The organism is Nitrosovibrio sp. Nv6 (genome assembly GCF_900110495.1).
Lineage (GTDB): Bacteria > Pseudomonadota > Gammaproteobacteria > Burkholderiales > Nitrosomonadaceae > Nitrosospira.
In genome coordinates, this window is record NZ_FODX01000002.1 from 352,207 (window position 1) to 375,111 (window position 22,905).

Annotated in this window: 21 protein-coding genes; 1 reads left to right on the forward strand and 20 read right to left on the reverse strand. The window is 54.1% G+C overall.

Annotation, left to right across the window (positions count from 1 at the left end):
• Positions 1-134 precede the first annotated feature (134 nt).
• Complete coding sequence (locus BMX66_RS08295; RefSeq protein WP_177168758.1) at positions 135-359, reverse strand: HvfA family oxazolone/thioamide-modified RiPP metallophore; 225 nt, start codon at positions 357-359, stop codon at positions 135-137.
• Between the two features lie 522 nt (positions 360-881).
• Here BMX66_RS08295 and dksA point away from each other — a divergent pair.
• Positions 882-1,304, forward strand: coding sequence for an RNA polymerase-binding protein DksA (dksA, locus tag BMX66_RS08300; RefSeq protein WP_090880779.1), 423 nt, complete (start codon positions 882-884; stop codon positions 1,302-1,304).
• 189 nt (positions 1,305-1,493) lie between these two features.
• Here the strand turns inward: dksA and pnp are convergent, their stop codons facing one another.
• The 19 genes from pnp to BMX66_RS08395 form a co-directional block, all read right to left on the reverse strand.
• Positions 1,494-3,599, reverse strand: coding sequence for a polyribonucleotide nucleotidyltransferase (gene pnp / locus BMX66_RS08305; RefSeq protein ID WP_090880783.1), 2,106 nt, complete (start codon positions 3,597-3,599; stop codon positions 1,494-1,496).
• 129 nt (positions 3,600-3,728) lie between these two features.
• On the reverse strand, positions 3,729-3,998 hold the full coding sequence (rpsO, locus tag BMX66_RS08310; RefSeq protein WP_090880786.1) for a 30S ribosomal protein S15: 270 nt from the start codon (positions 3,996-3,998) through the stop codon (positions 3,729-3,731).
• Between the two features lie 202 nt (positions 3,999-4,200).
• The gene (locus BMX66_RS08315) at positions 4,201-4,944 is read right to left on the reverse strand and encodes a phosphorylase family protein (protein ID WP_090880789.1); all 744 of its coding nucleotides are present in this window, start codon (positions 4,942-4,944) and stop codon (positions 4,201-4,203) included.
• The gene (gene shc / locus BMX66_RS08320) at positions 4,941-6,890 is read right to left on the reverse strand and encodes a squalene--hopene cyclase (protein ID WP_090880792.1); all 1,950 of its coding nucleotides are present in this window, start codon (positions 6,888-6,890) and stop codon (positions 4,941-4,943) included. The genes BMX66_RS08315 and shc overlap by 4 nt, the downstream gene beginning before the upstream one ends.
• Positions 6,891-7,048: 158 nt before the next feature.
• Positions 7,049-7,762, reverse strand: a complete 714-nt coding sequence (locus tag BMX66_RS08325; protein WP_255398868.1) for an MlaA family lipoprotein — start codon at positions 7,760-7,762, stop codon at positions 7,049-7,051.
• A 200-nt stretch (positions 7,763-7,962) separates the two neighbouring features.
• The gene (locus BMX66_RS08330; RefSeq protein WP_090880798.1) at positions 7,963-10,620 is read right to left on the reverse strand and encodes an MMPL family transporter; all 2,658 of its coding nucleotides are present in this window, start codon (positions 10,618-10,620) and stop codon (positions 7,963-7,965) included.
• Positions 10,621-10,669: 49 nt separating this feature from the next.
• Positions 10,670-11,299 carry an HpnM family protein gene (locus tag BMX66_RS08335; RefSeq protein WP_090881107.1) on the reverse strand — a complete coding sequence of 210 codons (630 nt, stop codon included), beginning with the start codon at positions 11,297-11,299 and terminating at the stop codon, positions 10,670-10,672.
• A 98-nt stretch (positions 11,300-11,397) separates the two neighbouring features.
• Positions 11,398-12,504: an adenosyl-hopene transferase HpnH gene (hpnH, locus tag BMX66_RS08340; RefSeq protein WP_090880801.1), complete on the reverse strand. Its 1,107-nt coding sequence runs from the start codon at positions 12,502-12,504 to the stop codon at positions 11,398-11,400.
• A gap of 478 nt (positions 12,505-12,982) precedes the next feature.
• Positions 12,983-14,245, reverse strand: coding sequence for a porin (locus BMX66_RS08345; RefSeq protein WP_090880804.1), 1,263 nt, complete (start codon positions 14,243-14,245; stop codon positions 12,983-12,985).
• Between the two features lie 298 nt (positions 14,246-14,543).
• Complete coding sequence (gene trpC / locus BMX66_RS08350) at positions 14,544-15,380, reverse strand: indole-3-glycerol phosphate synthase TrpC (protein ID WP_090880807.1); 837 nt, start codon at positions 15,378-15,380, stop codon at positions 14,544-14,546.
• Positions 15,381-15,383: 3 nt separating this feature from the next.
• Positions 15,384-16,436 (reverse strand): anthranilate phosphoribosyltransferase, encoded by a 1,053-nt coding sequence (gene trpD, locus BMX66_RS08355; RefSeq protein WP_090880810.1) that lies wholly within the window; start codon positions 16,434-16,436, stop codon positions 15,384-15,386.
• A 57-nt stretch (positions 16,437-16,493) separates the two neighbouring features.
• Positions 16,494-17,069 (reverse strand): anthranilate synthase component II, encoded by a 576-nt coding sequence (locus BMX66_RS08360; protein WP_090880813.1) that lies wholly within the window; start codon positions 17,067-17,069, stop codon positions 16,494-16,496.
• 280 nt (positions 17,070-17,349) lie between these two features.
• Positions 17,350-18,099 (reverse strand): type II secretion system protein, encoded by a 750-nt coding sequence (locus tag BMX66_RS08365; protein WP_177168759.1) that lies wholly within the window; start codon positions 18,097-18,099, stop codon positions 17,350-17,352.
• The gene (locus tag BMX66_RS08370) at positions 18,086-18,511 is read right to left on the reverse strand and encodes a type II secretion system protein (RefSeq protein ID WP_090881110.1); all 426 of its coding nucleotides are present in this window, start codon (positions 18,509-18,511) and stop codon (positions 18,086-18,088) included. The genes BMX66_RS08365 and BMX66_RS08370 overlap by 14 nt, the downstream gene beginning before the upstream one ends.
• A 28-nt stretch (positions 18,512-18,539) precedes the next feature.
• Positions 18,540-19,040 carry a type II secretion system protein gene (locus BMX66_RS08375; protein ID WP_090880816.1) on the reverse strand — a complete coding sequence of 167 codons (501 nt, stop codon included), beginning with the start codon at positions 19,038-19,040 and terminating at the stop codon, positions 18,540-18,542.
• Between the two features lies 1 nt (position 19,041).
• On the reverse strand, positions 19,042-21,285 hold the full coding sequence (locus tag BMX66_RS08380) for a secretin N-terminal domain-containing protein (protein ID WP_090880818.1): 2,244 nt from the start codon (positions 21,283-21,285) through the stop codon (positions 19,042-19,044).
• Positions 21,267-21,818, reverse strand: coding sequence for a secretion system X translation initiation factor (locus BMX66_RS08385; protein WP_090880821.1), 552 nt, complete (start codon positions 21,816-21,818; stop codon positions 21,267-21,269). Before BMX66_RS08385 ends, BMX66_RS08380 begins: the two co-directional genes overlap by 19 nt.
• Positions 21,815-22,381, reverse strand: coding sequence for a hypothetical protein (locus BMX66_RS08390; protein ID WP_090880825.1), 567 nt, complete (start codon positions 22,379-22,381; stop codon positions 21,815-21,817). The genes BMX66_RS08385 and BMX66_RS08390 overlap by 4 nt, the downstream gene beginning before the upstream one ends.
• Positions 22,378-22,905 (reverse strand): fimbrial assembly protein, encoded by a 528-nt coding sequence (locus tag BMX66_RS08395; protein ID WP_090880828.1) that lies wholly within the window; start codon positions 22,903-22,905, stop codon positions 22,378-22,380. The genes BMX66_RS08390 and BMX66_RS08395 overlap by 4 nt, the downstream gene beginning before the upstream one ends.

Sequence of the window (22,905 nt, forward strand, 5' to 3'; positions counted from 1 at the left end):
ATGTCACAATTTGAGAAGAGCAGGCACCGGCCTCCATAAGAGGACACCACGCAGCGGAAACGTTCCCCGTTCCCGCTTTCCCGACTTCACAATGGGCAGCTACCAAATGGCTTGCCCACGCAGGTAATTTTTAGCTATTTACCATTACCGCACTTGCCTTCGCCGCATTTGCCTTCACCGCACTTGCCTTCGCCGTCTTTCTTATCGCTATATTGATGGGCGTCGCTCATCATATAGCCCTTGTCGAGCAGTTGCATGCCAAAAGGGTTGTAATCCGCTGAAGCAACAGGCACAGCGCCGAGCGTAACGGCAAAAGCGGAACCAACTGCTACGGATATGATGGATTTCTTTCTAGACATGGTGTTCTCCTATATGGAATGAGGGGATACTGCGTTATTGCTCGTTGGAAGTTGCGCGTTTTAGTTTTATGAAATTTAACATATATTTCGAGACAAGTGGGGGCACAATGCCGTACTTTTCGATGAACAGGACCCATAAGGAAAAGGGAAGTGGCTATAGCGATAGCTCGGCTTGAACCGTATAAGGGGACGCCATATTTATTTTTTCCGGGGGGTATTCAAGTAATCTGAATTCTGCAAGAATTCCCGCTGTCGTGTAAGGAGGATTTCATGCGAACTGGCGAACTGGAAACCGTGGAGGCTTTCAACAGGAGTTCAATATGAACCATGCGCTTTCAAATTGCCCCTCGATCCGGTTTTCCCGGAATTTATCTTTTATGTTCTCCTTCAGATTCTTATTGGAGTTCGAATTGACTTTGGTGCATGATACTTCAGCCGGACATTAAATCTACTTGCTGTATAATGTAATTTTCTGTAAAAGCGTCTTTATACGTAACTGGGAATATAGAGGGAATACTACAAATGCCGCAAGAACTGCGTAAACAAGCCATTCCTTATAAACCGAAGAAGGGAGAGAGCTACATGAGCTCCCAGCAGCTTATGCATTTTCGAAGCATTCTGGAGGGTATTAAGGTTGAGTTGGGGCAGGATATAGACCGAACTGTTCACACCATGCAGGATGAGGCCACGATTTTCGCCGACCCTAATGATCGCGCCAGCCAGGAATCAGACATGGCGCTGGAGTTACGGAATCGTGATCGTGAACGCAAGCTGATCAAGAAAATCGAGGAGACCATCGCCAAAATAGATACCGGTGATTACGGTTACTGTGAAAGTTGCGGCGTGGAAATTGGCCTTAAACGACTTGAAGCGCGTCCCACCGCCACTCTCTGCATTGACTGCAAAACTCTGGACGAGATAAGAGAAAAGCAGGTAGCTAAATAAAACCATATTCGGCTGGTTTTTACCGCACCTTGATCACACATCATTAAAAAAAGCCCCTATCTCGCGATCGGGGCTTTTTTATGTCATCCAAGAAACCTTACTGTATCTGCACTGCCCGCTTAACGTGGTCGGCGGAAACAGTAGTGAATCTGTTTTGTTCACGAAACCACGATCAGGACCCAGCTATATTCATGTTGCCGCAGTGTCGCTAACTTCGGCCGCAATCGCCTTCATACTGAGACGCAGGCGGCCCTTGTCATCGGCCTCCAGGACCTTTACGCGCACCACCTGACCTTCCTTGAGATGATCCGCAACGTTATTGACCCGCTCATTTGCAATTTGCGAAATATGCAATAAACCATCCTTGCCGGGCAGAACACTAACGATTGCGCCAAAATCCAGAAGCTTCAAAACGGTTCCGTCGTATGTTCTCCCTACCTCAACCTCGGCAGTAATGTCCTCGATACGCTTTCTCGCCATCTCGCCGCCTTCGGCATTAATACAGGCTATCATAACAGTGCCATCGTCAGCGATATCAATTGTGGTTCCGGTCTCTTCAGTCAACGCGCGTATCACCGCGCCACCCTTGCCGATCACGTCACGGATTTTCTCGGGGTTGATCTTTATCTTGATGATACGCGGCGCATGTTCTGAAATATCCTCACGCGTCGTCGGCAGCGCCTGTTTCATGATCTCGAGAATATGCATGCGCCCTTCCTTGGCTTGCATCAGCGCAGCCTGCAATATTTCCCTGGTAATCCCCTGGATCTTGATATCCATCTGTAGCGCGGTGATGCCCTTTTCCGTTCCGGCTACTTTAAAATCCATATCGCCCAGATGATCTTCGTCCCCAAGGATATCAGTCAGCACGGCAAATCTGTTGCCGTCCTTGATCAGGCCCATGGCGATACCCGCCACATGCGCCTTCAGTGGCACACCGGCGTCCATTAAGGCAAGACAACCCCCACAAACCGACGCCATGGAACTGGAACCATTCGACTCTGTAATCTCGGATACGACCCGGAGTGAATAACCAAACTCTTCAGGAGAAGGAAGCACTGCAACCAGCGCTCTTTTGGCAAGACGCCCGTGACCGATTTCACGGCGCTTGGGGGTCCCTACGCGGCCAGTCTCGCCAGTGGCGTACGGCGGCATGTTATAGTGAAGCATGAAACGCTCGGAGTAGTCTCCCTGCAGCGCATCAATTTTCTGTTCATCACGTCCCGTGCCCAGTGTTGCAACGACCAGTGCCTGGGTTTCCCCGCGAGTAAACAAAGCAGAGCCGTGTGTCCGCGGTAACAGTCCGTTGCGGATCGTTATGGGGCGCACAGTGCGGGTGTCGCGCCCGTCTATACGAGGCTCACCATCCAGAATCTGGGAACGCACGATCCTCGATTCCAGAGCAAAGCACGCTTCCTTCACAGCCTGAGCATCGGGCCCGCCTTCGGCATCGACGCCGACTTCGGTAAACACCCTTGTCCAGATGCTGTCTATGGTTTCGGACCGTGTCTGTTTCTGCTTTAGGCGGAATGCGGCACGCAAATCGTCTTCCGCCAGTTCGGCAATTTTCTCCGACAGGGCAGAATCTCGTATTGCAGGCGCCCAATCCCATGCGGTCACTCCCGCTTCGTCCGCCAACTCGTTGATGGCGCTGATCGCCGCCTGCATTTGTTGATGGCCGTAAATGACGGCGCCAAGCATGACATCTTCGGGCAATTCCATCGCCTCGGACTCCACCATCAGCACAGCTTGCTGCGTACCTGCGACCACCAGATTCAATTGGGTTTGCTTCAGTTGGCTAGTGGCGGGATTCAGGATATATTCACCGTTGACATAGCCGACGCGAGCAGCGCCTATAGGCCCCTGAAAGGGAATACCGGAAAGGACCAATGCTGCAGATGCGCCAAGCATGGCGGGTATATCGGAATCCACTTCGTTATCCGACGACAGGACAGTGGCGACGATCTGTACTTCATTGTAAAAATTTTCGGGAAATAGAGGACGAATGGGACGGTCGATCAGGCGGGATGTAAGGATTTCCTTCTCGGATGGACGACCTTCGCGCTTGAAAAAACTACCCGGTATTCTACCGGCAGCGTAGGTTCTTTCCTGATAATCCACGGTCAGCGGGAAAAAATCCTGTCCCTGTTTGGCGTTTTTTGCACCCACCACAGTCACAAGGACCACGGTATCACCCATGGTAACGATTACTGCGCCGTGTGCCTGTCTTGCTATTTCGCCGGTTTCAAATGTTAGTTGATGGGACCCGTATGTAATGCTTTTCTTGATTTTCAATTAACTACCTTTTTCAATAAAATCATCCGGTTTCGCTTTTGCGTCAACCGATATGGCCGAATTGTTGACTCTGCTCCTGGAAAATAGCAGTTCAATTGATCCGGCCGCCATCTCATCTGGAATGGCTACCTATTTACGCAAGCCAAGGCGTTCGATTAACGCACGATAACTATCGTCGCTGCTGCGCTTCAGGTAATCCAGCAGCTTGCGGCGGCGGCTTACCATCCGCAATAAACCACGGCGCGAATGGTGATCCTTGACGTGCGCCTTGAAATGATTGGTCAAGTCGTTGATACGAGCGGTCAGTAACGCCACTTGCACTTCGGGAGAACCAGTATCTCCAGTCGCTCGTTGATAGTCGCGTACCACCTGTGCTTTTTGATCGGTTGTGACTGCCATGCTACTCTCCATTATGCCCAATGGGAAAGGGCGATATTTTACTCTTTAACCAGGTTAATTCTCAAGTAATGTAATGACTTTATTTCATATTTCCTGGCTCTCGGGTGATATATCCACGATATATCTGTTTTTGCTCCATACAAAAAAATAGGCGGATGCTATGCATCGACTCGAAATCCGCTTTGTCCTCTTGCTTTTCCCCTTAGTCTGCCACATATCCGTGAGCGGATGGGGGAAGGCGTCGGGAAATACCCATTTCCATGTCGGCGTATCGCGCTGCAACCGACAAAGTGGAGCGTGCGGCGTGCGAGTCTCTCGCCAGGCGCAGCAACGTGCCGAGAGCCAGGGATCGCCGCATCAGCAGTGGCAGAAGGCGGCCCAGGTCCGCGCTTCCATCGGGATGCACCGCATCGAGCAGAGCTGGCGGGGGTGAGAACTCGACCGGATCCGAGATCGCTCGTACTGCCAGGAACGGTAAGCCGGCAAGAGCCGCGGCCTCTGCCACCGCACCGCTTTCCATATCCACCGCACATGCTCCGGTAGCTTGGGCCAGTTCACGTTTCGCAATAGCCGAGGTCAGAACCGCTCTGCTCGCAGCCAATACTCCACCGGTAACACGCAAGTGCAGGGGAAGGCGTTGCCGGAAGCGGTCCCGCCAGCCCAAGTCGATTTGCAAAGAGTGACCGGCGTGGATCGACTCCGGCAATATCAGATCTCCGGGACGCAGGTTTTCATCCAATGCGCCTGCAAATCCGAAACTTATCAAGGCGGCAGCGCCACCTGCCCTCAACCCTTCTGCTGCTTCCCGGGCCGCCGCTTCGCCCATGCCGCAGAGCCATATTGCCGCGTTCTCTCCCAGGCTGATCCTTTGATTGAAAGGCAGCCGGTGCGCCGTTATACAGCGAGCTTCCACTCGCAATGCCGTGACAATTCCAACCGCCCTCACGCAGAAATCTTCCGGCTCAACGCATGGAATCTGGTCAAGGCCCACAGGGGAAAATACTTCGAATAGCCGTAATATTTCAGATAGAAAACCCTCGGGAAACCTGGGGCGGTAAACCAAGGTTCGTACCAGAGCCCGTCACCGCTCTGCTCGCGCAACAGGTACTCGATGCCCCGATGCACTTCCTGACTATGCTCTTCTCCTACTGCCATCAAGCCCAGCAGCGCCCAGGCCGTCTGGAAAGATGTGCTCCTTTCAAACCGGCCGGCCTTCTGAGGCTCGGCATAACTGTCGTTGCTTTCGCCCCAGCCTCCGTCGTCGCGCTGCACGGACTTTAGCCATTGGACCGCGCGCCGAATGGCGAGGTGGCCGGTATCTACGCGGGCCAGACGGAAGGCCTCCAGCACGGACCAGGTACCGTAAATGTAATTGCTTCCCCAGCGTCCGAACCAGGCGCCATTGGATTCCTGCTCGCGGAACAGATAGCTCAGGCCTCGCTGCACGGCATCCCTATGCCTGGACTCGCCATATAAAGCGAGGAAACCCGTGCAACGGGCGGTCACATCGCTGGTAGGCGGATCGAGCAAGGCGCCATGATCGGCAAATGGAATTTCGTTGAGATAATAATAAGTATTGTTTGTGTCGAACGCTGCGAAACCGCCATTGCGAGACTGCATGCCGGCCAGCCAGTCCGCAGCGCGTACTATGCTCTTGCCATAAGCGCGAGGGTCTGCCTGATGCAAGGCCCAAGCCACCGCGGCAGTGTCGTCCAGATCCGGGTAATGAGGGTTGGCGTACTGGAAGGCCCAGCCGCCACCCGGCAAGTCGGGATGTTCTTCCTGCCAGTCCGCGGGTGCGTCGAGTATCTGGCTGGGGATGAGCCAGTCAAGCGCTTTTTGGATGGGCTTCTGATCGGTATCGGCATCCTCCTGGATGGCGAGGCATGTCAGAACGGTATCCCACACGGGCGATACGCAGGGCTGGCACCAGACGCGCTCACCTTCATCCACCAGCAGTCCGCGCAGTGCCTGACGGCACTGCTCCCGATAAGGATGCTCGTAAGGATAGCCCAGCAATGCCAGTGCCTCACCTGCATTTACAATGGCGGGGAAGATGCCTCCAAGACCGGAATCGCCGTTGAGCCGCTCCACGATCCAGCGTTCCGCGCGGCGCAGCGCAACGCGGCGCAGAGCGTGCGGAATGAACGGCTCGAATAGCGAAGCAGTCCGCTCCAGTACCAGAAACAGACGATTGAGGCTGGTGCGCACTGGAAAGTAGTTCCGTTCTTCCTCCGGAGATACTGTAAACAGCTCACGGATGTGAATCTTGCGCGGGTTCGCCGCGTGGGCTTTCAAACTGCATAGAATGGATAGCGGTATCGTGACAGTGCGAGACCAGTATGCCACCTTGCTCAGGTGGAAAGGAAACCACCGGGGCAACAGAATGATTTCCACCGGTACAAATGGAACGCCGCGCCAGGGGAGCTGGCCATACATCGCGAGCAATATCCGTGTGAAAACATTTGCCCGGGCTGCGCCCCCGTGTTTCAAAACGGCTGCCCGCGCGCGCTTCATGTGCGGCGCATCCGGTGAATCGCCGACGATTTTCAGGGCATAATAAGCCTTGATCGTACAGCTCAGATCGAACTCGCCGCCGTAGTACAACGGCCAGCCGCCATGTGCAGGGTCCTGTTTTTCACGGATAAACCGGGCAAGCCTGACCTCCAGATCGACGTCGATATCATCCATGAAGTGCATCATCAGCACATACTCGGCTGGAATCGTACAGTCCGCCTCCAGCGGAAAACACCAATGACCATCCTCTTTCTGCTGGGACAGCAACGCATTACGAGCCGCGGCCAATCCATCTTCCAGGGGTGTTGTTGTAATAGTTGAGTTCTGATGTCGATCTCGCGAAGACAATCTGGCGGCACCTCCAAATCTGTTCATATTTTTACCTGCATTGCCTTAGGCGGGACCGGATAAGCCCAGCCGTTTGGCGTAAAAGTAGTTACGGAAATAACTTTTTTTGCATGAACCGTTAAATGCATTCATGACGCGAGTACCTGTGACCTTCGGATAAGAGCGCTCCATTCCCAGATCGAGCATCAACGTAATGGCTCGACTGCGGCCTCATTCCGTACAGTATCGTCGAACATTGGATCGTCGTAGGTCTCGGGGGGCGGGTCGCCGTCATAGATCAAATGCTTGCGCTGCTGCAAAAATCCCTCGCGGACAAACAGATAAGGATCCAGGGCCGCCTGGTCACGGACGCGCATGGGACCTGACAACCTCGCGCGTCTGTCAATAATGCTTAAAACCGTGACCGGACCGACAATTGCGGTGCTGGCAACGGTACCGGCATAAAATAAAAGATTGCTGAAAACACTTACGGGAATACCTGGCGCATCGCGGTAGGTACTGGGCCCGATCAGGGGGACAAAAAGATAAGACCCGGTGTCAACGCCCCAAACACCCAATGTCTGCCCAAAGTCTTCGTCATGCTGCGGCAAGCCCATGGGCGCCGCCATATCAAAAAGTCCACCCAGACCAACTGTCGAATTGACGACAAATCGCAGGCTATCCTGAAAGCCCTGCTTTACCTTACCTTGTAAAAAATCGTTCAGAATAACATTCGGGTATGCAAGGTTGTCATAGAAGTTTCCGATCGAACGCTGCATTGGGTCAGGCACATACTTTATATAGACATCGGCAACCGGCGCCAGAACATTCCGGTCTATCGTGTCCGTAAAGTTATAGAATTTGCGATTGGTTTCCTCATTGGGATCTACCGGGTCTATGCTTGCATCGTTTGTACGCATGGTGGCGCAACCCGTAAACAGTGATGCGCATACTAGCAATAGAGCGGTTGTCCGGCTATGCGTCATGATCAGTAAGGAGCGGCCAATCTTGTTAGTTCTGGAGTATCCTGAGATTTGCGGTGTTTCCCAATGCGATTAAACCATTACAAGGTGCGAAGTATAAACAATAATTGCCGAACTAGACATAAGTTATCGGACGATCACGCTTCTACACGCTGAACCGGAGGGCGCAGCAATGTGGGCAGTATCACCAGAGTGCAGATGAGAGTAAAAGTGAGCCCCACAGTAAGCATTATTCCCATACTGGCAGTACCCCGATGCGATGAAAACATGAGACTTGCGAAATCAACCAGGGCGGTCAAGGCACTGTAAAAAATGGCGCGCGCAGTACTGGTATGAATCAGAATTTCGCTCACCAGCTCCTTGTTCAAACTTCGGTGCACCATGTGCAAACTGCTGTCGATACCAAGACCCAGCAGCAGCGGCAAGGCGATGATATTGGCAAAGTTGAACGGTACGTTCAATAGGACGGTGAATGTGGCAGTAAACAAACTGGACAGCAAAAGTGGGAGCAGAACCAGCAAAGTGTACTTTACACTGCGCAATATTATCAACAACGCTATGATAATCCCGACCAGCGCCAGCAGGAACGCTTGAACGAACGCTCGCACCACGGCCTCGCCTGCCTCAAGACTCACCATGGGCGCGCCCGTGGCGTTCGGCGCCACTTGCTGCACTGCCCGCACAAAACGCCGCAGCGCCTCATTGTCGTTAAGATCTTCTGCTGGATAGATTACCAATCTATAGTCACCTGACCGGCTATGCCACCGGCTGGCTAAAGATGCCGGCAAATCCTGCTGACCAAATGGAGTAGCCTCGGTAGCGGTGCGCAGACTCTGCAAAGCGGAAGGCAGCGTCGCGAGCAGATCGTTCTCCACCGAATTGAGCAGGCTGCGCCTCTCGTCGAGGGTGGCGCCGTCAAGACGGGCAAACAGTGCAGCAAGGGACGATTTTAGCTCACGGGCAGTTGCCGAAGCAGAGTGATCGGGACGCTCGGCAATAAATCGGTCTAATGCAACAGCCAGCGCCTCCAATGCTTTACGCTGCTGCACCGGGATTTCATCGCCCTTCCCCGCAGCCTGGCTTGAAAAGGTAATCGGTCCCATCGTAAGCGCCATTTCCTCGATAAGCTGGAGCTTCTCGTCCTGCTCCGCCGGCACGAAATCGAGGATCGTGACTACATTAGTCACTTCAGGGAGTTCAGTCAACCGCTGAGCCAGACGTTCTGCATCCTTACGATTGTCAGCCAGTGCGGTTGCGTGCCAGGGTGAACGATCAGCTTCCGCAAGCAGTTCCCGAAAAGTTTTTACCGCTTCTCCCTGGGGATCCTGCATATTCAGCAAATTGTAATCAAACCTTACCTGGGGCAATATTGCAAGTGCGGCAATCGATGCGACCAAAGTTACGGCATAGGTAACTTTATGCCACTTCAACGATAGCTCGAGCACCTTGCCCACAGAGGCTTTCGCAATCGATTTCGCTGGAAGCCGCCTCGGCAGATAGCGCAACAGGGCAGGGCCGACGGTAAGCGTAACAAGCAGACTGATGATCATGCCGGTACCAGAGATGAGTCCCAACTCCGCTACTCCGCTATAATCCGTAGGCATGAACGCGTAAAAGCCGATGGCGTTTGTGATTGTGCATGCCGTCAGTGCGGCTCCGGCATCACCGCCGGATACGTGCATGGCCTCAACCGGCGGAGCGCCATTTTCCAGAATTTCACGATACCGCAGCAGAAAATGGATAGCAAAGTCCGCACCCAAACCAATGTAAAGCACCGCAAATGCGATGGAGATTATATTCAGGTGACCGACGGCGACAGTGGCAAACGCCGCAGTGAGGATGAGACCCAATGTCAGGCAGACAAGTACGTTGATTATCAGTCCAGGGGTCCGCATCGCGAAATAGAGCACTACCACCACCATTACGAACGTGATTACTCCCGCATATTCCATACCGCGCAGCGAACTGTTGAGTTCCTCTTCTGCCAACGCTACTTCACCGGTAATTCGCAATCGAACCGGGCCTTCCCCCGTCACCCCGACGTCTTTTGCGGCAGCATGCAGGGCTGCTATGGATTGTTCCGCCGGGAATAATTGACTGTAATCAAGCTTCGGTTTTACTACGATCAGCTCCTGGTACTTGCTTTTCTGTGGCTCGGCATTGAACAGTGATTGCCAGGATAACGCCCTGGGCGATTCGCGAAGCCGTGCGTCCAACGTCGCGCTTATCCCGCTTAACACCGGTCGCAGCTCCATGCTGCGTCCCTTATGCAACTCCTCCACCGCCCGCGTCAGCACATCGGCAAAAGCCGTCAAGGTGGGTTCCTGGGCAATATGCGCGATCAGCGGCTGTGCTGCCGCAAGCCGGTCAGTGATCTGTTCCAGCTCCGGAACACTTTCGTAGAGCAAGCCATTGCGCTCAAAAAAATCGCCGGCATTGGGAGCATAGACATCATGAAAATTCGCGGTATCCTTTTTTAGCCGCGCAGCGAGACGTTCTGTCGCCATGCGAGCCTGCTCTGGTGTGGGAGCATCCAGCACTATCAGTAGCGTTTCCATATCCTGCGGAAACGTTTCATTGTAATGCTTCATATTGACGCGAAACGGCAGGTGCTCCGAGAGCATCTCTGTGGTATCGGTATTCATACCCAGATTGCGCGAAACATATATGCCGCTTGCCACGGCTACCAGCAGCGCTATGAGAAGAACCCAGCCGCCGTAACGATAGGAAATGGTGGACCAGCGCGCGAAGAGGTCGTAGATGCGGCTATGGGAAGCTTTGTTTGATGTGGTCATGCTTCAGGAAGCAATTTGGAGCGATCGATCCCCCGTGCTGCCCAGGTGTTTAATCCTGTTCAGTCAGGAGGATCTTTTTCTTGAGCATGTCGATGAGCGTGGGGAAACCGTCGCGCTGAAGGATGGCGCGATATTCGACGCGTTTCAGCGCAAGATCGCTGACACCGTCGGCCAGAACATTGACGATGCGCCAACCATCGTTACCCTTCCGCAGGATGTAGTCGAAACGTACAGGTTCGCCACTCGATTGGACCAGCCTGGTACGGACCATTACCTGATCCCGCGGCATGGATTGTTGCTCCAGAAATTCGAAACGCTCACCCTCATGACTTTTAAACCAACCCGCGTAAGTGCCAATGCTGAGCTTCCGAAAAACCTCCGTAAAAGTACGCTGCTGCTTGGCGTCCAATTGAGACCAATTGGCTCCTAATGCGGTACGGGCAATAAAATCGAGGTCGTGGGTTTGATCAACGACAGGAGCCAGCAACTCGTAGCGCCCCTGATACCCAAGTTTCGCGCCCTCGCGCATCGCCTTGATCAAGGCTTCGTGCAGGCGGTTTACAACCTGCTGAGGTTCGGCCGCATCCTGCGTTTCCGCCGAGGAGGGCGACATGATCAGAAGCATGACCACTGCTATCTGAAGTTGCAATACAGATTTGATTGCGCGCAGGACTTTCATATTGACAGCCTTTATAGCAAGTGCGCTAACTGCCATCAAAGCCCGCGGCGAACTACCGGACCGGGGCGCTGTGATGGCATGACTGTTTGCGCTGATTATCACTCGACCTTGACAGGAATTCCAGCGAGTGTTTTTGGAAGCTTCGGCTTTTCCGCTGCCCATTTGGGGGTCGGCTCGGCTACCATGGGACCGGTTGTTTTCGGGCCCCTGATAGAAGTGAGCAGCGCCTTCACGGGGTGCTGTAGCATATCTTCAACGGCGGTAGCCTCATAGCCGCAGTGCGCCATGCACTGGGCGCATTTTGGATTACTGCTGTTACCGTACTTATCCCATGGCGTGTCATCCAGCAATTCCTGAAAACTGGACGCATATCCTTCATCCGGTAGTAAATAACACGGTTTTTGCCATCCAAACACGTTCCGCGTTGGATTACCCCAAGGCGTGCACTGATAATTCTGGTTACCTGCAAGAAAATCAAGATAAAGCGAGGAATGATTCAATTTCCAATTGCGCGTCTTGCCGATCTTGAAAATACCCCGAAACAAGTTCTTGGTATCTTTCCCCTTGATGAAGATATCCTGCTTCGGAGCCCGTTCATAGCTGAATCCCGGTGCAATGGTTGCGCCCTCGATACCCAACTCCATCGCATAATCCAGAAATTCCGCAACATCCTCCGGAGTCTCACCTTGAAACAGGGTACAGTTTACCGTGACCCTGAACCCTTTAGCTACCGCCAGTTTTATAGCCTCCACCGCCCGGTCAAAAACTCCATCTTGGGCAACGGAGGCATCATGCCTCTCTTTCAGGCCATCCAGATGGATGGAAAAGGTCAGATAAGGAGATGGCGTATAGTCGCCAATCTTTTTCTTCAACAGAAGGGCATTCGTACACAGGTAAACATACTTCTTCCGCGCAATGATACCCGCAACGATTTCCGGCATTTCCTTGTGTATCAGCGGTTCGCCGCCGGGGATGGATACCATCGGCGCCCCACACTCATCAACAGCCTCCATGCATTGTTCGACCGAAAGGCGCTGGTCAAGAACGTGGTCGGGATAATCAATTTTACCGCAGCCCGCGCAGGCCAGATTACAACGAAACAAAGGCTCCAGCATAAGAACCATAGGGTATTTTTTTACCCCTTTCAGCTTTTGCTTGAGCAGATAAGTGCCTACAGCTATCTGTTGACGTATAGGAACTCCCATGAACAAATCCTCCAAAAAACTTCAATAGACTGACTGTTGGTCCGCACACACGATAACCGTGCGAACTTTTCCTGTTATTTTTAACCTGGACTCGATAGGCCCGACATCCTTTTCATTCTTCGAAGATGCCATTCCACGGGGCCCTTGCAAGTGAAAATGGGCGAAACACTACAGTTCCTTACGCATTCGAAATTACATAAGCACTGCCGGCAGCCGGAACCTGAATTTTCACCTGTCGTGCCGTTTTGTCGGTACGAGCGGATATTCGGCGGGTACGGTTCAGGTCTATTCCTTCGTTTTGCGTCAGTATATTAGCACGTATATTTCATAAACTAAACACACAACTTTTTCAAGGTTAAGAACCTCTCTAATCCAAGCCACGCGCGGCCGAGAGCGGCATCGCGCATTTCTATTTTCCTGCAAAAAACGTAAAAAAATGGGGCGCCTGAGCGCCCCATTCTTAACTGATTTGACTCAATTAAAAGTTGTGACGGACACCGATCGTGTAGGTGGAACGGTTACCGGTTGCATAGGATGGCTGATTGTAGCTAACAACACCGCCCAGATCATTTACAGCTGCGCCGTTGGGGTTGGTTACGTAAACATGCTGATAACCACCGAAAATGCTCGTGCGCTTGCTCAGATTGTGGATCGCGCCGACTGTAAAGCTATCAGCTTTGCGCGCTGCTGCCGCGTTGACACCGCCTGCGTGGGCTTTAGTCATACCGCCTTGCGCCACCAGGGTGGTGTTGCCCCATCTGTATTGGGCGCCTGCATGCCAAATATTACCGTCACCGCCCCAGTTCATCGCGGAGTTGCACTGTCCCGTGCCGGAACCAGCAGCGTCAAGCGGGTTTGCCACAAGGGCAGAAGCGGTGGTACAGGTCGCGGAACCAATTGCGTTGTTGATATCTTCATACTGCCCGCTGAGCTTGAAGTTTTCCCAGGCCCATGAAGCACCAACCCGCCATACTTCTTCTGTTCTCAGGCCTATGCTTTTCTGTATGTTGTTGGCATTGTCCCTGGAATAACCGCCGAATATGTCAAATCCCATGCCCATGAAATCGGCATGATACTTTGCAGCAGCCTGACCGTCGAACTCGCCGTTTCTACCGCCGGTATTGCCGTTGCTGCCCAATCCACCAGGAAGGAAACCGGAGACGACGCTGCCCGTTTGGAGAGGATCAAGCGTATTTGCATCACCAGGCATAAGCAGCGCGGCGAAGGAGAAGCCTTCTATGCTCGCGGAGTCATAACGGATGGCGCTGTTGACAAAACCGTTTGCACCTGAGCCCAGACCGTTTGCGCCACCAGACATGGTACCGCCGGCGCCGTTGGCTTGGAGGGTCGTATAGGCAAACGGATCAATTGTCATGCCGCCGGCAAAATCCTTGAATGGCGACTGAACACGGCCGAATTTGACATCGCCCCAATGATTGCTGGAAAGACCGACCCATTGCTCACGCGGTGTGGTGGCCGAACCGGAACCCGCGTTCAACCCCATTTCCAGACGGGCGTTTGCCTTGAATCCATTGCCCAGATCCTCGGTGATATGCAGACCCCAACGTGACGAGCGGGCGTTGTCCTGAAGCGATCCCTGGCTGGGTTGGCCGGCAAAGTCGACGAGACTGTATTCAGCTTGCACCCGACCAAAAATCGTGACGTTTGTCCCCTGAGCGGATGCAACCACCGGGGCCGCGAGTGCACCAGCAGCAGCCAGTGCAATCAGTTTCTTTTTCATGTGGAAAATCTCCTTTAAAGTTGAAACGGTGGGGCCTCTCACCGACCCTATTTCGGTGGAGTAGTATCCCGCTGCTTGGACCTCCCTAAATGAGAGGGTTGAGAGATTGTGCCTAACGCAACAACGCCTAGCAAGGAAATAAAGAGACTTTCGGTATATCGAAGAGGCATGTGTTGCTTTTTTGCAACAAAATCATTTTAAGCGGGGATTCAGGCAGATGCGGACTCCGAGCCGATACGAATTGTACTGCCGAGTCGTACTGCTGAAATGTGTTGCCGATGCGTGCTGCCCGGGCAGATTAGCCGAACAATCGGGCCAATTCAGCGCCGGGATCCACGGCGCGCATAAAAGCTTCGCCCACCAGGAAGGCATTAACCTGATGACCGCGCATCAGAGCTACATCGGCCTGCGTGTGTATACCGCTTTCGGTAATCACGATGCGTCCAGGCGGAATTCGCTCGAGCAATTGCAGCGTGGTGTCCAGGCGGGTTTCAAATGTATGAAGATTGCGATTGTTGATACCGATCAGCGGGGAATTCAATTGCAACGCCAGCTCCAGTTCCGCGCCATCGTGGATTTCCACCAATACCCCCATGCCAAAGGCATGAGCAAGGGATTCGAGCTCGAGCATTCGGGTAACCATGTCTTCATTTCGCTGACGCTCTCCAGTCAGAAGAGAAAACTCGCGAAAGGCTGCGACGATGATAAGGATGCAGTCTGCTCCCATTGCCCGGGCCTCGACCACCTGATATTCTTCCAGCATAAAATCCTTGCGCAGTACCGGCAGATTGCAGGCGGCTTTTGCATGCTGCAAATACCGCGCGCTGCCACTGAAAAATTTCGCATCGGTCAACACTGACAGGCAGGCGGCGCCATTTTGCGCATAGCTTGCGGCAATGGCGGCCGGGTCGAACTGCTCACGCAATATGCCCCTGCTGGGGCTGGCTTTCTTGATTTCCGCAATGACCGCAGCTGATCCGCCGGTAATTTTATCGCGGAGCGCTTCAGTGAAATCACGGGGTGGCGGCGCAGCCTCCGCCTGGTGGCGCAGCGCGCGAAGGGGCGCCGCACTCTTTGCCGCGGCGATTTCCTGTAGCTTGACGGTTAGAATCTCTTGCAGAATGTTGGTAGCCATGCCCTAAATCAGCGTAACTTCACCGCGATTTTCCCGATTCGAGAATTCGACGAGTTCCAGTAATTTTGCTTTGGCTGCACCGCACTCTATTGCCGCGCGCGCACTTTCCACGCCTTGCTTCAGCGATTCCACCACACCCGAAACATATATCGCCGCACCTGCGTTAAGCACGACTACGTCAAGTGCCGGACCTGCCTGATTATCCAGTACCGACATCAGCATTTCTCTGGACTGGGCGCTATCTCGTGCTTGTATTGTTTCGATGGCGGCGGTCCTTATGCCGAAATCTTCCGGTTTAATGGCGTATTCAATCACCTCGCCGTCCCTGAGCTCACCTATCCGGGTTTCGCCAGCTATGGTGATCTCATCCAGCCCGCCTTGACTGTTTCCGCCGTGCACAACCATCACATGATGGCTACCCAGACGCTGCAATACCCGCGTCAGTATACCGACGAGATCGGGATGAAATACACCCAGCAACTGGTTTTTTGCCCCGGCAGGATTGGTCAGCGGCCCCAGGATATTAAACAGGGTGCGCACGCCGAGGTCGCGCCGCACCGGCGCGGCATGTTTCATGGCGCTGTGAAAATTGGGCGCAAACATAAATCCCAGCCCGATTTCCCTGATGTCCTCCGCTACCTGGCCGGGCGTCTGGTTGAGATTGACACCCAAGGCTTCAAGTACATCCGCGCTCCCCGATTTACTGGAAACGGAGCGCCCGCCGTGCTTGGCGACCCGCGCGCCGGCGGCGGCTGCGACAAAAGCCGCTGCGGTGGAGATATTGAAAGTGTGGGCTGCATCGCCGCCTGTCCCGCATGTATCCACGAGATGAGGTTCATCAGCCACTTCCACCCGGGTGGCAAACTCGCGCATTACCTGTGCAGCAGCCGTGATCTCGCCGACGGTTTCCTTCTTCACCCGCAATCCGGTTACGATAGCAGCGATGAGCGTCGGCGATAACTCTCCACGCATGATCTGACGCATGAGCGAGAGCATCTCGTCGTGAAAGATTTCACGATGTTCGATGATACGGGTCAGCGCTTCCTGCGGCTTCATAATGAATCCTTTTTGGGAATGGCATCACCTACTTCATGCAACTTCTTCACGAGTCATTCATGCAGCTGCCCGCTGCACCAGGAAATTTTCCAGCAACTTGTGCCCGTACTCGGTAAGAATGGATTCCGGATGAAACTGCACACCCTCGATCGCCAGCGTTTTATGGCGCACGCCCATGATCTCGCCATCTTCGGTCCATGCAGTGATTTCCAGGCAATCCGGAAGGCTCTCACGCTCAATGACGAGCGAATGATAGCGGGTCGCGCAGAACGGATTGGGCAAGCCATGAAATACGCCGGCGCTATTGTGGAAAATGGGTGAAGTCTTGCCATGCATGAGATGTCTGGCATGAACGATTTTCCCGCCAAAAGCCTGCCCTATGCTCTGATGGCCAAGGCACACGCCCAGCACGGGAACCTGGCTGTTGTAGCGCTCGATCAACGGTATCGATATACCCGCTCTACTGGGTGTGCAGGGCCCGGGTGAAATCACGATGCGCGCAGGTCTTAATTCCACCACTTCATCGGGCGTGATTTCATCGTTGCGAAACACCACCACCTCTTCACCCAGTTCGCCAAAATACTGCACCAGGTTGTAGGTAAAGGAATCGTAATTATCGATCATCAACAGCATGGATGAAGATTTCTACCCTGAATATCCTAAAAAAGCGCCTCTATACCGTCCCTTGTACGTTGGTACGTTGTACACCTTCGCCATTTCCGCGCAAGGCACAGGCGTGCAGCAGTGAACTTGGTATTATCCCTTCTCCGCGGCGGGCAGACAAGAAAATACGCAAGAAGTGCATTCTGCATGCTTGGGGCTTGCAGAAATCACGAGAACCAGAATTTCCCCTGCGCTCTTTTAAACCTGTACTGCCTCAGCCTTGCTCAGCCGGTGGACAGCATCACGGCTACTACTGTTTGGAGTCGCCCGGCCATTGTGCACCGGAATCTACTGGAACCGCTGGATCAGATGAAGGAGAGTCTGGCTGCCGGCGAGAGAATGGATCCCACACCGGTTGCGATTCAGGTTGTATTTGCGGTAGCCGTCGTTCCGGTTGCGGCTCTGTTTCGGGCTGGGGTTGGGGCTGAGATGGTTTTGTATCGGACGGGGATTGTGCTTGCGGGCCGGGTTTCGGCTGCGGCAGGGCCCCGCCCGCGTCGCCCGGCAGGTAGACGAACTTCCAATCGCGATAACTTTCCGCCTCTTTGAAAGCTGTATAGCGTTCGTGGAAGTTAGCCCGCTTCAGTGGCGCCCGAGCCGACAGGCTGTATACACCGGTAATTCCGTGGCCCGGCTGCCGGATCAGTCCCCACTCGGCCGCCCCCGTCATCGGATCAATAAAAATCTTGCGCAAATGACGTTTGACTGTCGGGAAACGATCGTCCGACAGCAGTTTTTCCAGTGAATCCGGATAGCGCTTGGTCCCGGGCGAACTCTCGTAGTACGAGCCGATCGCGCGCCTGAACTGCTCGCCCACGAACATCAACTCTTTTTCCTTTTCCCGCCGCGCCTCGGTACGCCATAACTGGCCTGCGCCCGCCAAGGCGAGACCGGTGACCGCGACCAAAAAAATTACCCATAAATAGGTAAACCCCTTTTCCTGCGCATGCTTCTTCCGCAAGTCCATGCCACCCATCCAGCACGCTTCACCAGGCGCCATATGAGGTTTCATCCTTTGCCTGATCCGCCGAGCCGCTGCGCACATCGTAAACACCGGTTCCCCCGTCAGGTGGCGGCACGGCCACCCAGGTATCCGCGCTGTCAGTCAGAGGATCAACTGGAATGGCACGCAAATACCGCTTTTCCACCAACTCGGCAAGGTCCTCCGGATACTGTCCGGTATCGCTGTTGAATTTATCAATGGCATCGCGCATGACGTTCAGATCCTGGCGCAACACCGTCTCCCTGGACCGGTCCAGCGAATTGAAATATTTAGGCGCTGCAATGGTAAGAAGAATAGCAATGATCGCCATCACCACCAGCAATTCGATCAGGGTAAAACCGCCATGACGCCGGCCGTTGGGCGAAACAGCATTGGCTACGCCGCCATTTGGTTTGTGTTTGCGCTTCATAATAAATCCGGAATCAGCATTGTCCGGCTCACCATTTATCATAAGCAATCCCATTCAGACCGATCTCTTGCGAACGCGAATATACATCGAAGACGTCATCGCCTTCCTGCGGGCTGTCCGGCGGGCTTTCATAAGCGCGCTTGCCCCAGGTACCGGCATCGGTCAAGCCGGGATCGTCAGACATGGGATCACGCGGTAACCGCCGCAGGAAATAGATTTTGCGCTTTTCCGGTTCCTTCATGTCCGGCACACCATCAACCAGATCTTCCAGTTTGCGTGGATACTCAGACTCTTCGGCTTTCCTGGCTACACGCCCGTCGTTGACCGCACGCTTGTATGCGTCGATCGCTTCCCGGATTTGCCGCAATCCGGTCCGCAATTCCTGCTCTTTTGCACGCTTTACCGCGAGCTCATACAAGGGTGTCGCCATGGAGGCAAGCACGGCCATGATAGCGACAGCTACCATCATTTCGATCAGGCTAAAGCCACCCTGAGCTGCCGGGTTTTTTAGGGAAACCCTGCTCGCCATATCACTGGATATCAATATTGGCAGCAGGTGGCAACGCAACCTGAGCGGAAAGACCGCTGCTTTCGCCCGGGAAGTTGAGGTTTTTAACAGCGACCTGGGTGGTGGCCGGCTTTTGCGCGACTACCCTGAATCGCAATTCCGCGGCTCCTCCTCCCTGGCTCAGCTTCAACAGGCGGGTTCCGGAGTTCTCACCCTCATCAAGCGCTTCAAGTGCGGTGATATCGTAATTCAGCTCCAGTTCGGCTGCAGGCAACCCAACGGCGTCGGCAAAGCTGACGCTTACCGCAAATTCCTTGCCTGCCGCTACCTGTTCCGGCGCCGCAAGCATAACCACAGGAAACGCAGGGTTGGGGACATTCGCCTGAAACGCATCGGGTAAAGTGGAAGGAGGCTGCGCATTGCTCCTGGCCGCTGCGCTCCCACCCGAAGAGGATGACATGGCCAGCGCTCGCGGCGCCACCTTGCCAATGGTGACCGGCAGCATTCCTATCGTGTTTTCCGTGCCGAAATGAAGTTCGCTCGCCGCTCTTGCCGGCCGCGCGATATTACGCACGATGCGAGGGGTGATCAGCAGCGCAATTTCGGTCTTGTTGCGAGTCGTGTTCTGATTGATAAACAGCTTACCGATCCAGGGCAGCGCCGAAAGACCCGGAACCTTCGAGAGCGTGGTGCGTTCATCGTCGCTGATCAGTCCTGCCAGAACCTGGGTTTCTCCATCCCGCAGCGCAAGCGTGGTCGCTGCGGTACGCGTGCCTACCTGATAGGCCAATCCTCCCCCCGTCACCGGCACTTCCCGCACGATGTTACTTACTTCGAGGCTGACCTTCATCGATACCTCATCCTGAAGCGAAATGGTAGACTCCACGTCCAGCTTGAGCCCGACGTCGAGGTAACTCACAGAGGACGCAACCCCCACATTGGCGGTCGCGGTAGTGGTCACCACCGGCACTTTGTCCCCGATCAGGATTTTTGCCTTCTCACGGTTTTTGACACGAATACGCGGATTGGCGAGTACGTTGATGATGCCGTCCTGCCGCTTGAGGTTGACAATCAATGCCGGGTTGGCGATGAATCCTGTCAGCCGATCCAGGTTGGAGCCATTGCCGTTAATGCCGGCGCTGCTGATCTCAAAGGGTGGAAAAGGAGCGCCGGCAGCAGCGCTGGCTGCGCTGAGCATGTTCACATTCATCCGGTCAGGGTACTGTAATCCCAGGTTGAGCAGTTGGTTACGTCCGATTTCCAGTACTTCGACTTCCAGCATGACTTCGGGATCGGCCAGATCATTCAGCGCAATTAATCGCTCCACCAGACGAATCGCATCCGGCGTATCTTTCATGACGAAGAGATTCAGTTTTTCGTCAATATGTATGTCCTTGGTTTTGACCAACCCCTTGACCATCGCGACGATCTGCTTCACATCGGTGTTGGCAACATAAAAACTGCGTACCGTCAATTCCTGGTATTCCTTCTGCTTGGCTGGCGTGTTGGGATAGATCAGCACGGAATTCTCGTTGAGTACTTTGTGCGTGAGTTGATTCGTCATGAGCAAAAGCTTGAATAAGTCTTCTATATTGGTATCGCGAACAAAAATAGTGGTTTTGGAATCCTGCTTGACGTCTTTATCAAAGACTACGTTGATTCCCGCCGTACGCGCCATGATTTCGAAGACTGATTTCAAGCCTGTATCGCGGAACTCGAGAGTGATCGGCTGCTTGAACGCGGTCTTCAGGACAGGTCCCGTTTTTCCTGACTGGAGCTCCATGTCTGATATCCGCTGCATCAGCCGGCGCGCATCCCGCTGCAGGGGATTTTCCTGGAGAACCCACCGGACTTCGGGTTCCGCAGCCGCATAATCACCGCGCTCCAATAATGCCTCCGCATGTTTTATCAGGGCCGTATGCCTGCGTTCCGTGTCGAGCGCCGTCAGGCCTGCGCGGGCGCGTTCGTTATGCTGATTCAGCTCCAATACACGGCGGTACCCTTGCTCGGCGCCAGCAAGGTCGCCGGATGATCTGGCGCTATCGGCCTCCAGCAGCATGCGTCCGGCAACTGCCTCACGCTGGCGTAAAAGCACTGCGCGAATCTCGATGTTATCCGGCTCCTGGCGCGCCGCCTCTTCCAGACTGGCAAGACCCATATCGGTCTGGCCCTCGGCAATAAGCCTCTTGCCTTCGACAAATGCCTGGTTAGTCGCGCATCCTGCAAACGTAGCCAGGATCAAGGCAACTACAATGTATTTTCCCATTCCGGTCGAGTATTCCCTGCCGTTCCACTCGCGGTGGAAAGCATTTGCTTTGCGTTAAGTGGAAGATAAGTGAATGTGATATTTTCATCGCTGATCTCATCCACGCGGTATTGACTGTTGATGCTCTCTCCAGGCTTGACGATGTAGTTGCGTTGAGCCAAGGCGAGAAACACTCGCGTTTCGCTTCCATCGATAACTTTGCCGAGGTATTTGAATTGAAGCGGTGGTGGGGATGGCGGCTGCGGTTTCATTGAAGCCGGAGGCGAAGGCGGAGGCGGCGCCCACGATTGACGACTAAAAATGTCGCCTGCCTGTGAGCTGAATTTCCTGCGTTCCAGGCGCTCAAGATGCAATTGCCCGGCTTCATTTTCCTCGGTGTCGATGTGCATCCGTTTCGAGGGGATCCTGTCTTCAGGTACAGATTGCTGCCAATCCGCGCCGCTATCGTCTCCGCTTACCCATTGCGTAGCCAGAAGCGTTGCCAGCAACGCGCCGCCCAGCCAGAATGTGCGTCCCTGCCCCAACCGTTTCACTGGCCTGTACTCAAATAGAGGTTGAATTTCAGATTCACGTCAAGCAACTCGGACTCCCCATCCTGGCGCTTGAGCGCAACATCGGCCAGCGCCATTGCAGGCACAGCACGCAGCGCATCGGCGATAAAGCCCCGCACGTCGGCATATTTACCACGAAGCGGCAGTATCATTTCATAGCGCACCAGCTTCACATCCTTTTCATGTACCATGCGATATTCAGTGCCAGTGATCTCCACCCCGCGTTGCGCCGCAACCTGCACCAATTCCTTGATCCAGAACGGTGAGGAATCGATTTTCGGGAAAAAAGCGTAAAAAGCCTGCAATGCCCGGTCACCTTTTATTTTTGGAGCCTTGCGGTTTTCCTGAACCGGCTCCGCTTTCATGCGCTGCTCGATTGCTTCGGCTCTCATCATCAGCGCTCTGGATTCCGCCTGCTGCGGCAATACTGCCGCAATGAAAAATACAGTCGAGAACACAAACAGCCCAACCCCGGTTTTTCCGGCGACGCCAAGCCGCTCCGTCTGCCAACGCATCCGCGGCAGTATATTCCGGGGAAAACTCATGCCCATGAAGCCGTCAGAGAAAACACCACGGGTCGTTGTGGATCGTCCCGTTTGACTTCATACTTGAGCAGGTAGGCATTCTGGAGTGCAGGTTCACGCTCCAAAGCAGCGACAAAATCGAGCATCGCCGGAATATTCTTCGCCATACCACCGATTCGCATGGTGCGGCTGGCGGCATCAGGCTGAAACGACAGCAGAGCCACCTCATGACCTGCTGCATATTCGACCGAATCGAAAAGCGCTTGCCACGGCAGATCGATCTCGCTCATCACGGCATTGGCTTTTTTTATCTCCTGCTTTATTTCACGCCCCCGAGGTCCTGACAAAACCTGTGGTGTCGTCTCGCGCTGTATCCGCCGATCCATGCTGGCGATGCGCAAATCCCAATAGGCCACCTCGTCCATGGCCGCCGTAAACAGATACAGTACGCTGGCGAAGAGAACGACACCCAGTAGCATCAGGCCGTATCCCGCCTGTCTTGCCATCCCTCCATCGGCTGGAAATTTCAGATTGAGGCGACGCAT

Excerpts from the sequence above, each read along its gene's own strand:
- BMX66_RS08375 (WP_090880816.1), bottom strand. The coding sequence starts at position 19,040 with ATGGCGAGCAGGGTTTCCCTAAAAAACCCGGCAGCTCAGGGTGGCTTT.
- BMX66_RS08345 (WP_090880804.1), bottom strand. The coding sequence starts at position 14,245 with ATGAAAAAGAAACTGATTGCACTGGCTGCTGCTGGTGCACTCGCGGCC.
- BMX66_RS08360 (WP_090880813.1), bottom strand. The coding sequence starts at position 17,069 with ATGCTGTTGATGATCGATAATTACGATTCCTTTACCTACAACCTGGTG.
- hpnH (WP_090880801.1), bottom strand. The coding sequence starts at position 12,504 with ATGGGAGTTCCTATACGTCAACAGATAGCTGTAGGCACTTATCTGCTC.
- shc (WP_090880792.1), bottom strand. The coding sequence starts at position 6,890 with ATGAACAGATTTGGAGGTGCCGCCAGATTGTCTTCGCGAGATCGACAT.
- BMX66_RS08330 (WP_090880798.1), bottom strand. The coding sequence starts at position 10,620 with ATGACCACATCAAACAAAGCTTCCCATAGCCGCATCTACGACCTCTTC.
- trpC (WP_090880807.1), bottom strand. The coding sequence starts at position 15,380 with ATGGCTACCAACATTCTGCAAGAGATTCTAACCGTCAAGCTACAGGAA.
- BMX66_RS08335 (WP_090881107.1), bottom strand. The coding sequence starts at position 11,299 with ATGAAAGTCCTGCGCGCAATCAAATCTGTATTGCAACTTCAGATAGCA.
- BMX66_RS08390 (WP_090880825.1), bottom strand. The coding sequence starts at position 22,381 with ATGAGTTTTCCCCGGAATATACTGCCGCGGATGCGTTGGCAGACGGAG.
- BMX66_RS08365 (WP_177168759.1), bottom strand. The coding sequence starts at position 18,099 with ATGGCGCCTGGTGAAGCGTGCTGGATGGGTGGCATGGACTTGCGGAAG.
- BMX66_RS08370 (WP_090881110.1), bottom strand. The coding sequence starts at position 18,511 with ATGAAGCGCAAACACAAACCAAATGGCGGCGTAGCCAATGCTGTTTCG.
- BMX66_RS08295 (WP_177168758.1), bottom strand. The coding sequence starts at position 359 with ATGTCTAGAAAGAAATCCATCATATCCGTAGCAGTTGGTTCCGCTTTT.
- BMX66_RS08395 (WP_090880828.1), bottom strand. The coding sequence starts at position 22,905 with ATGCGTCGCCTCAATCTGAAATTTCCAGCCGATGGAGGGATGGCAAGA.
- rpsO (WP_090880786.1), bottom strand. The coding sequence starts at position 3,998 with ATGGCAGTCACAACCGATCAAAAAGCACAGGTGGTACGCGACTATCAA.
- BMX66_RS08380 (WP_090880818.1), bottom strand. The coding sequence starts at position 21,285 with ATGGGAAAATACATTGTAGTTGCCTTGATCCTGGCTACGTTTGCAGGA.
- BMX66_RS08325 (WP_255398868.1), bottom strand. The coding sequence starts at position 7,762 with ATGCGTACAAACGATGCAAGCATAGACCCGGTAGATCCCAATGAGGAA.
- dksA (WP_090880779.1), top strand. The coding sequence starts at position 882 with ATGCCGCAAGAACTGCGTAAACAAGCCATTCCTTATAAACCGAAGAAG.
- trpD (WP_090880810.1), bottom strand. The coding sequence starts at position 16,436 with ATGAAGCCGCAGGAAGCGCTGACCCGTATCATCGAACATCGTGAAATC.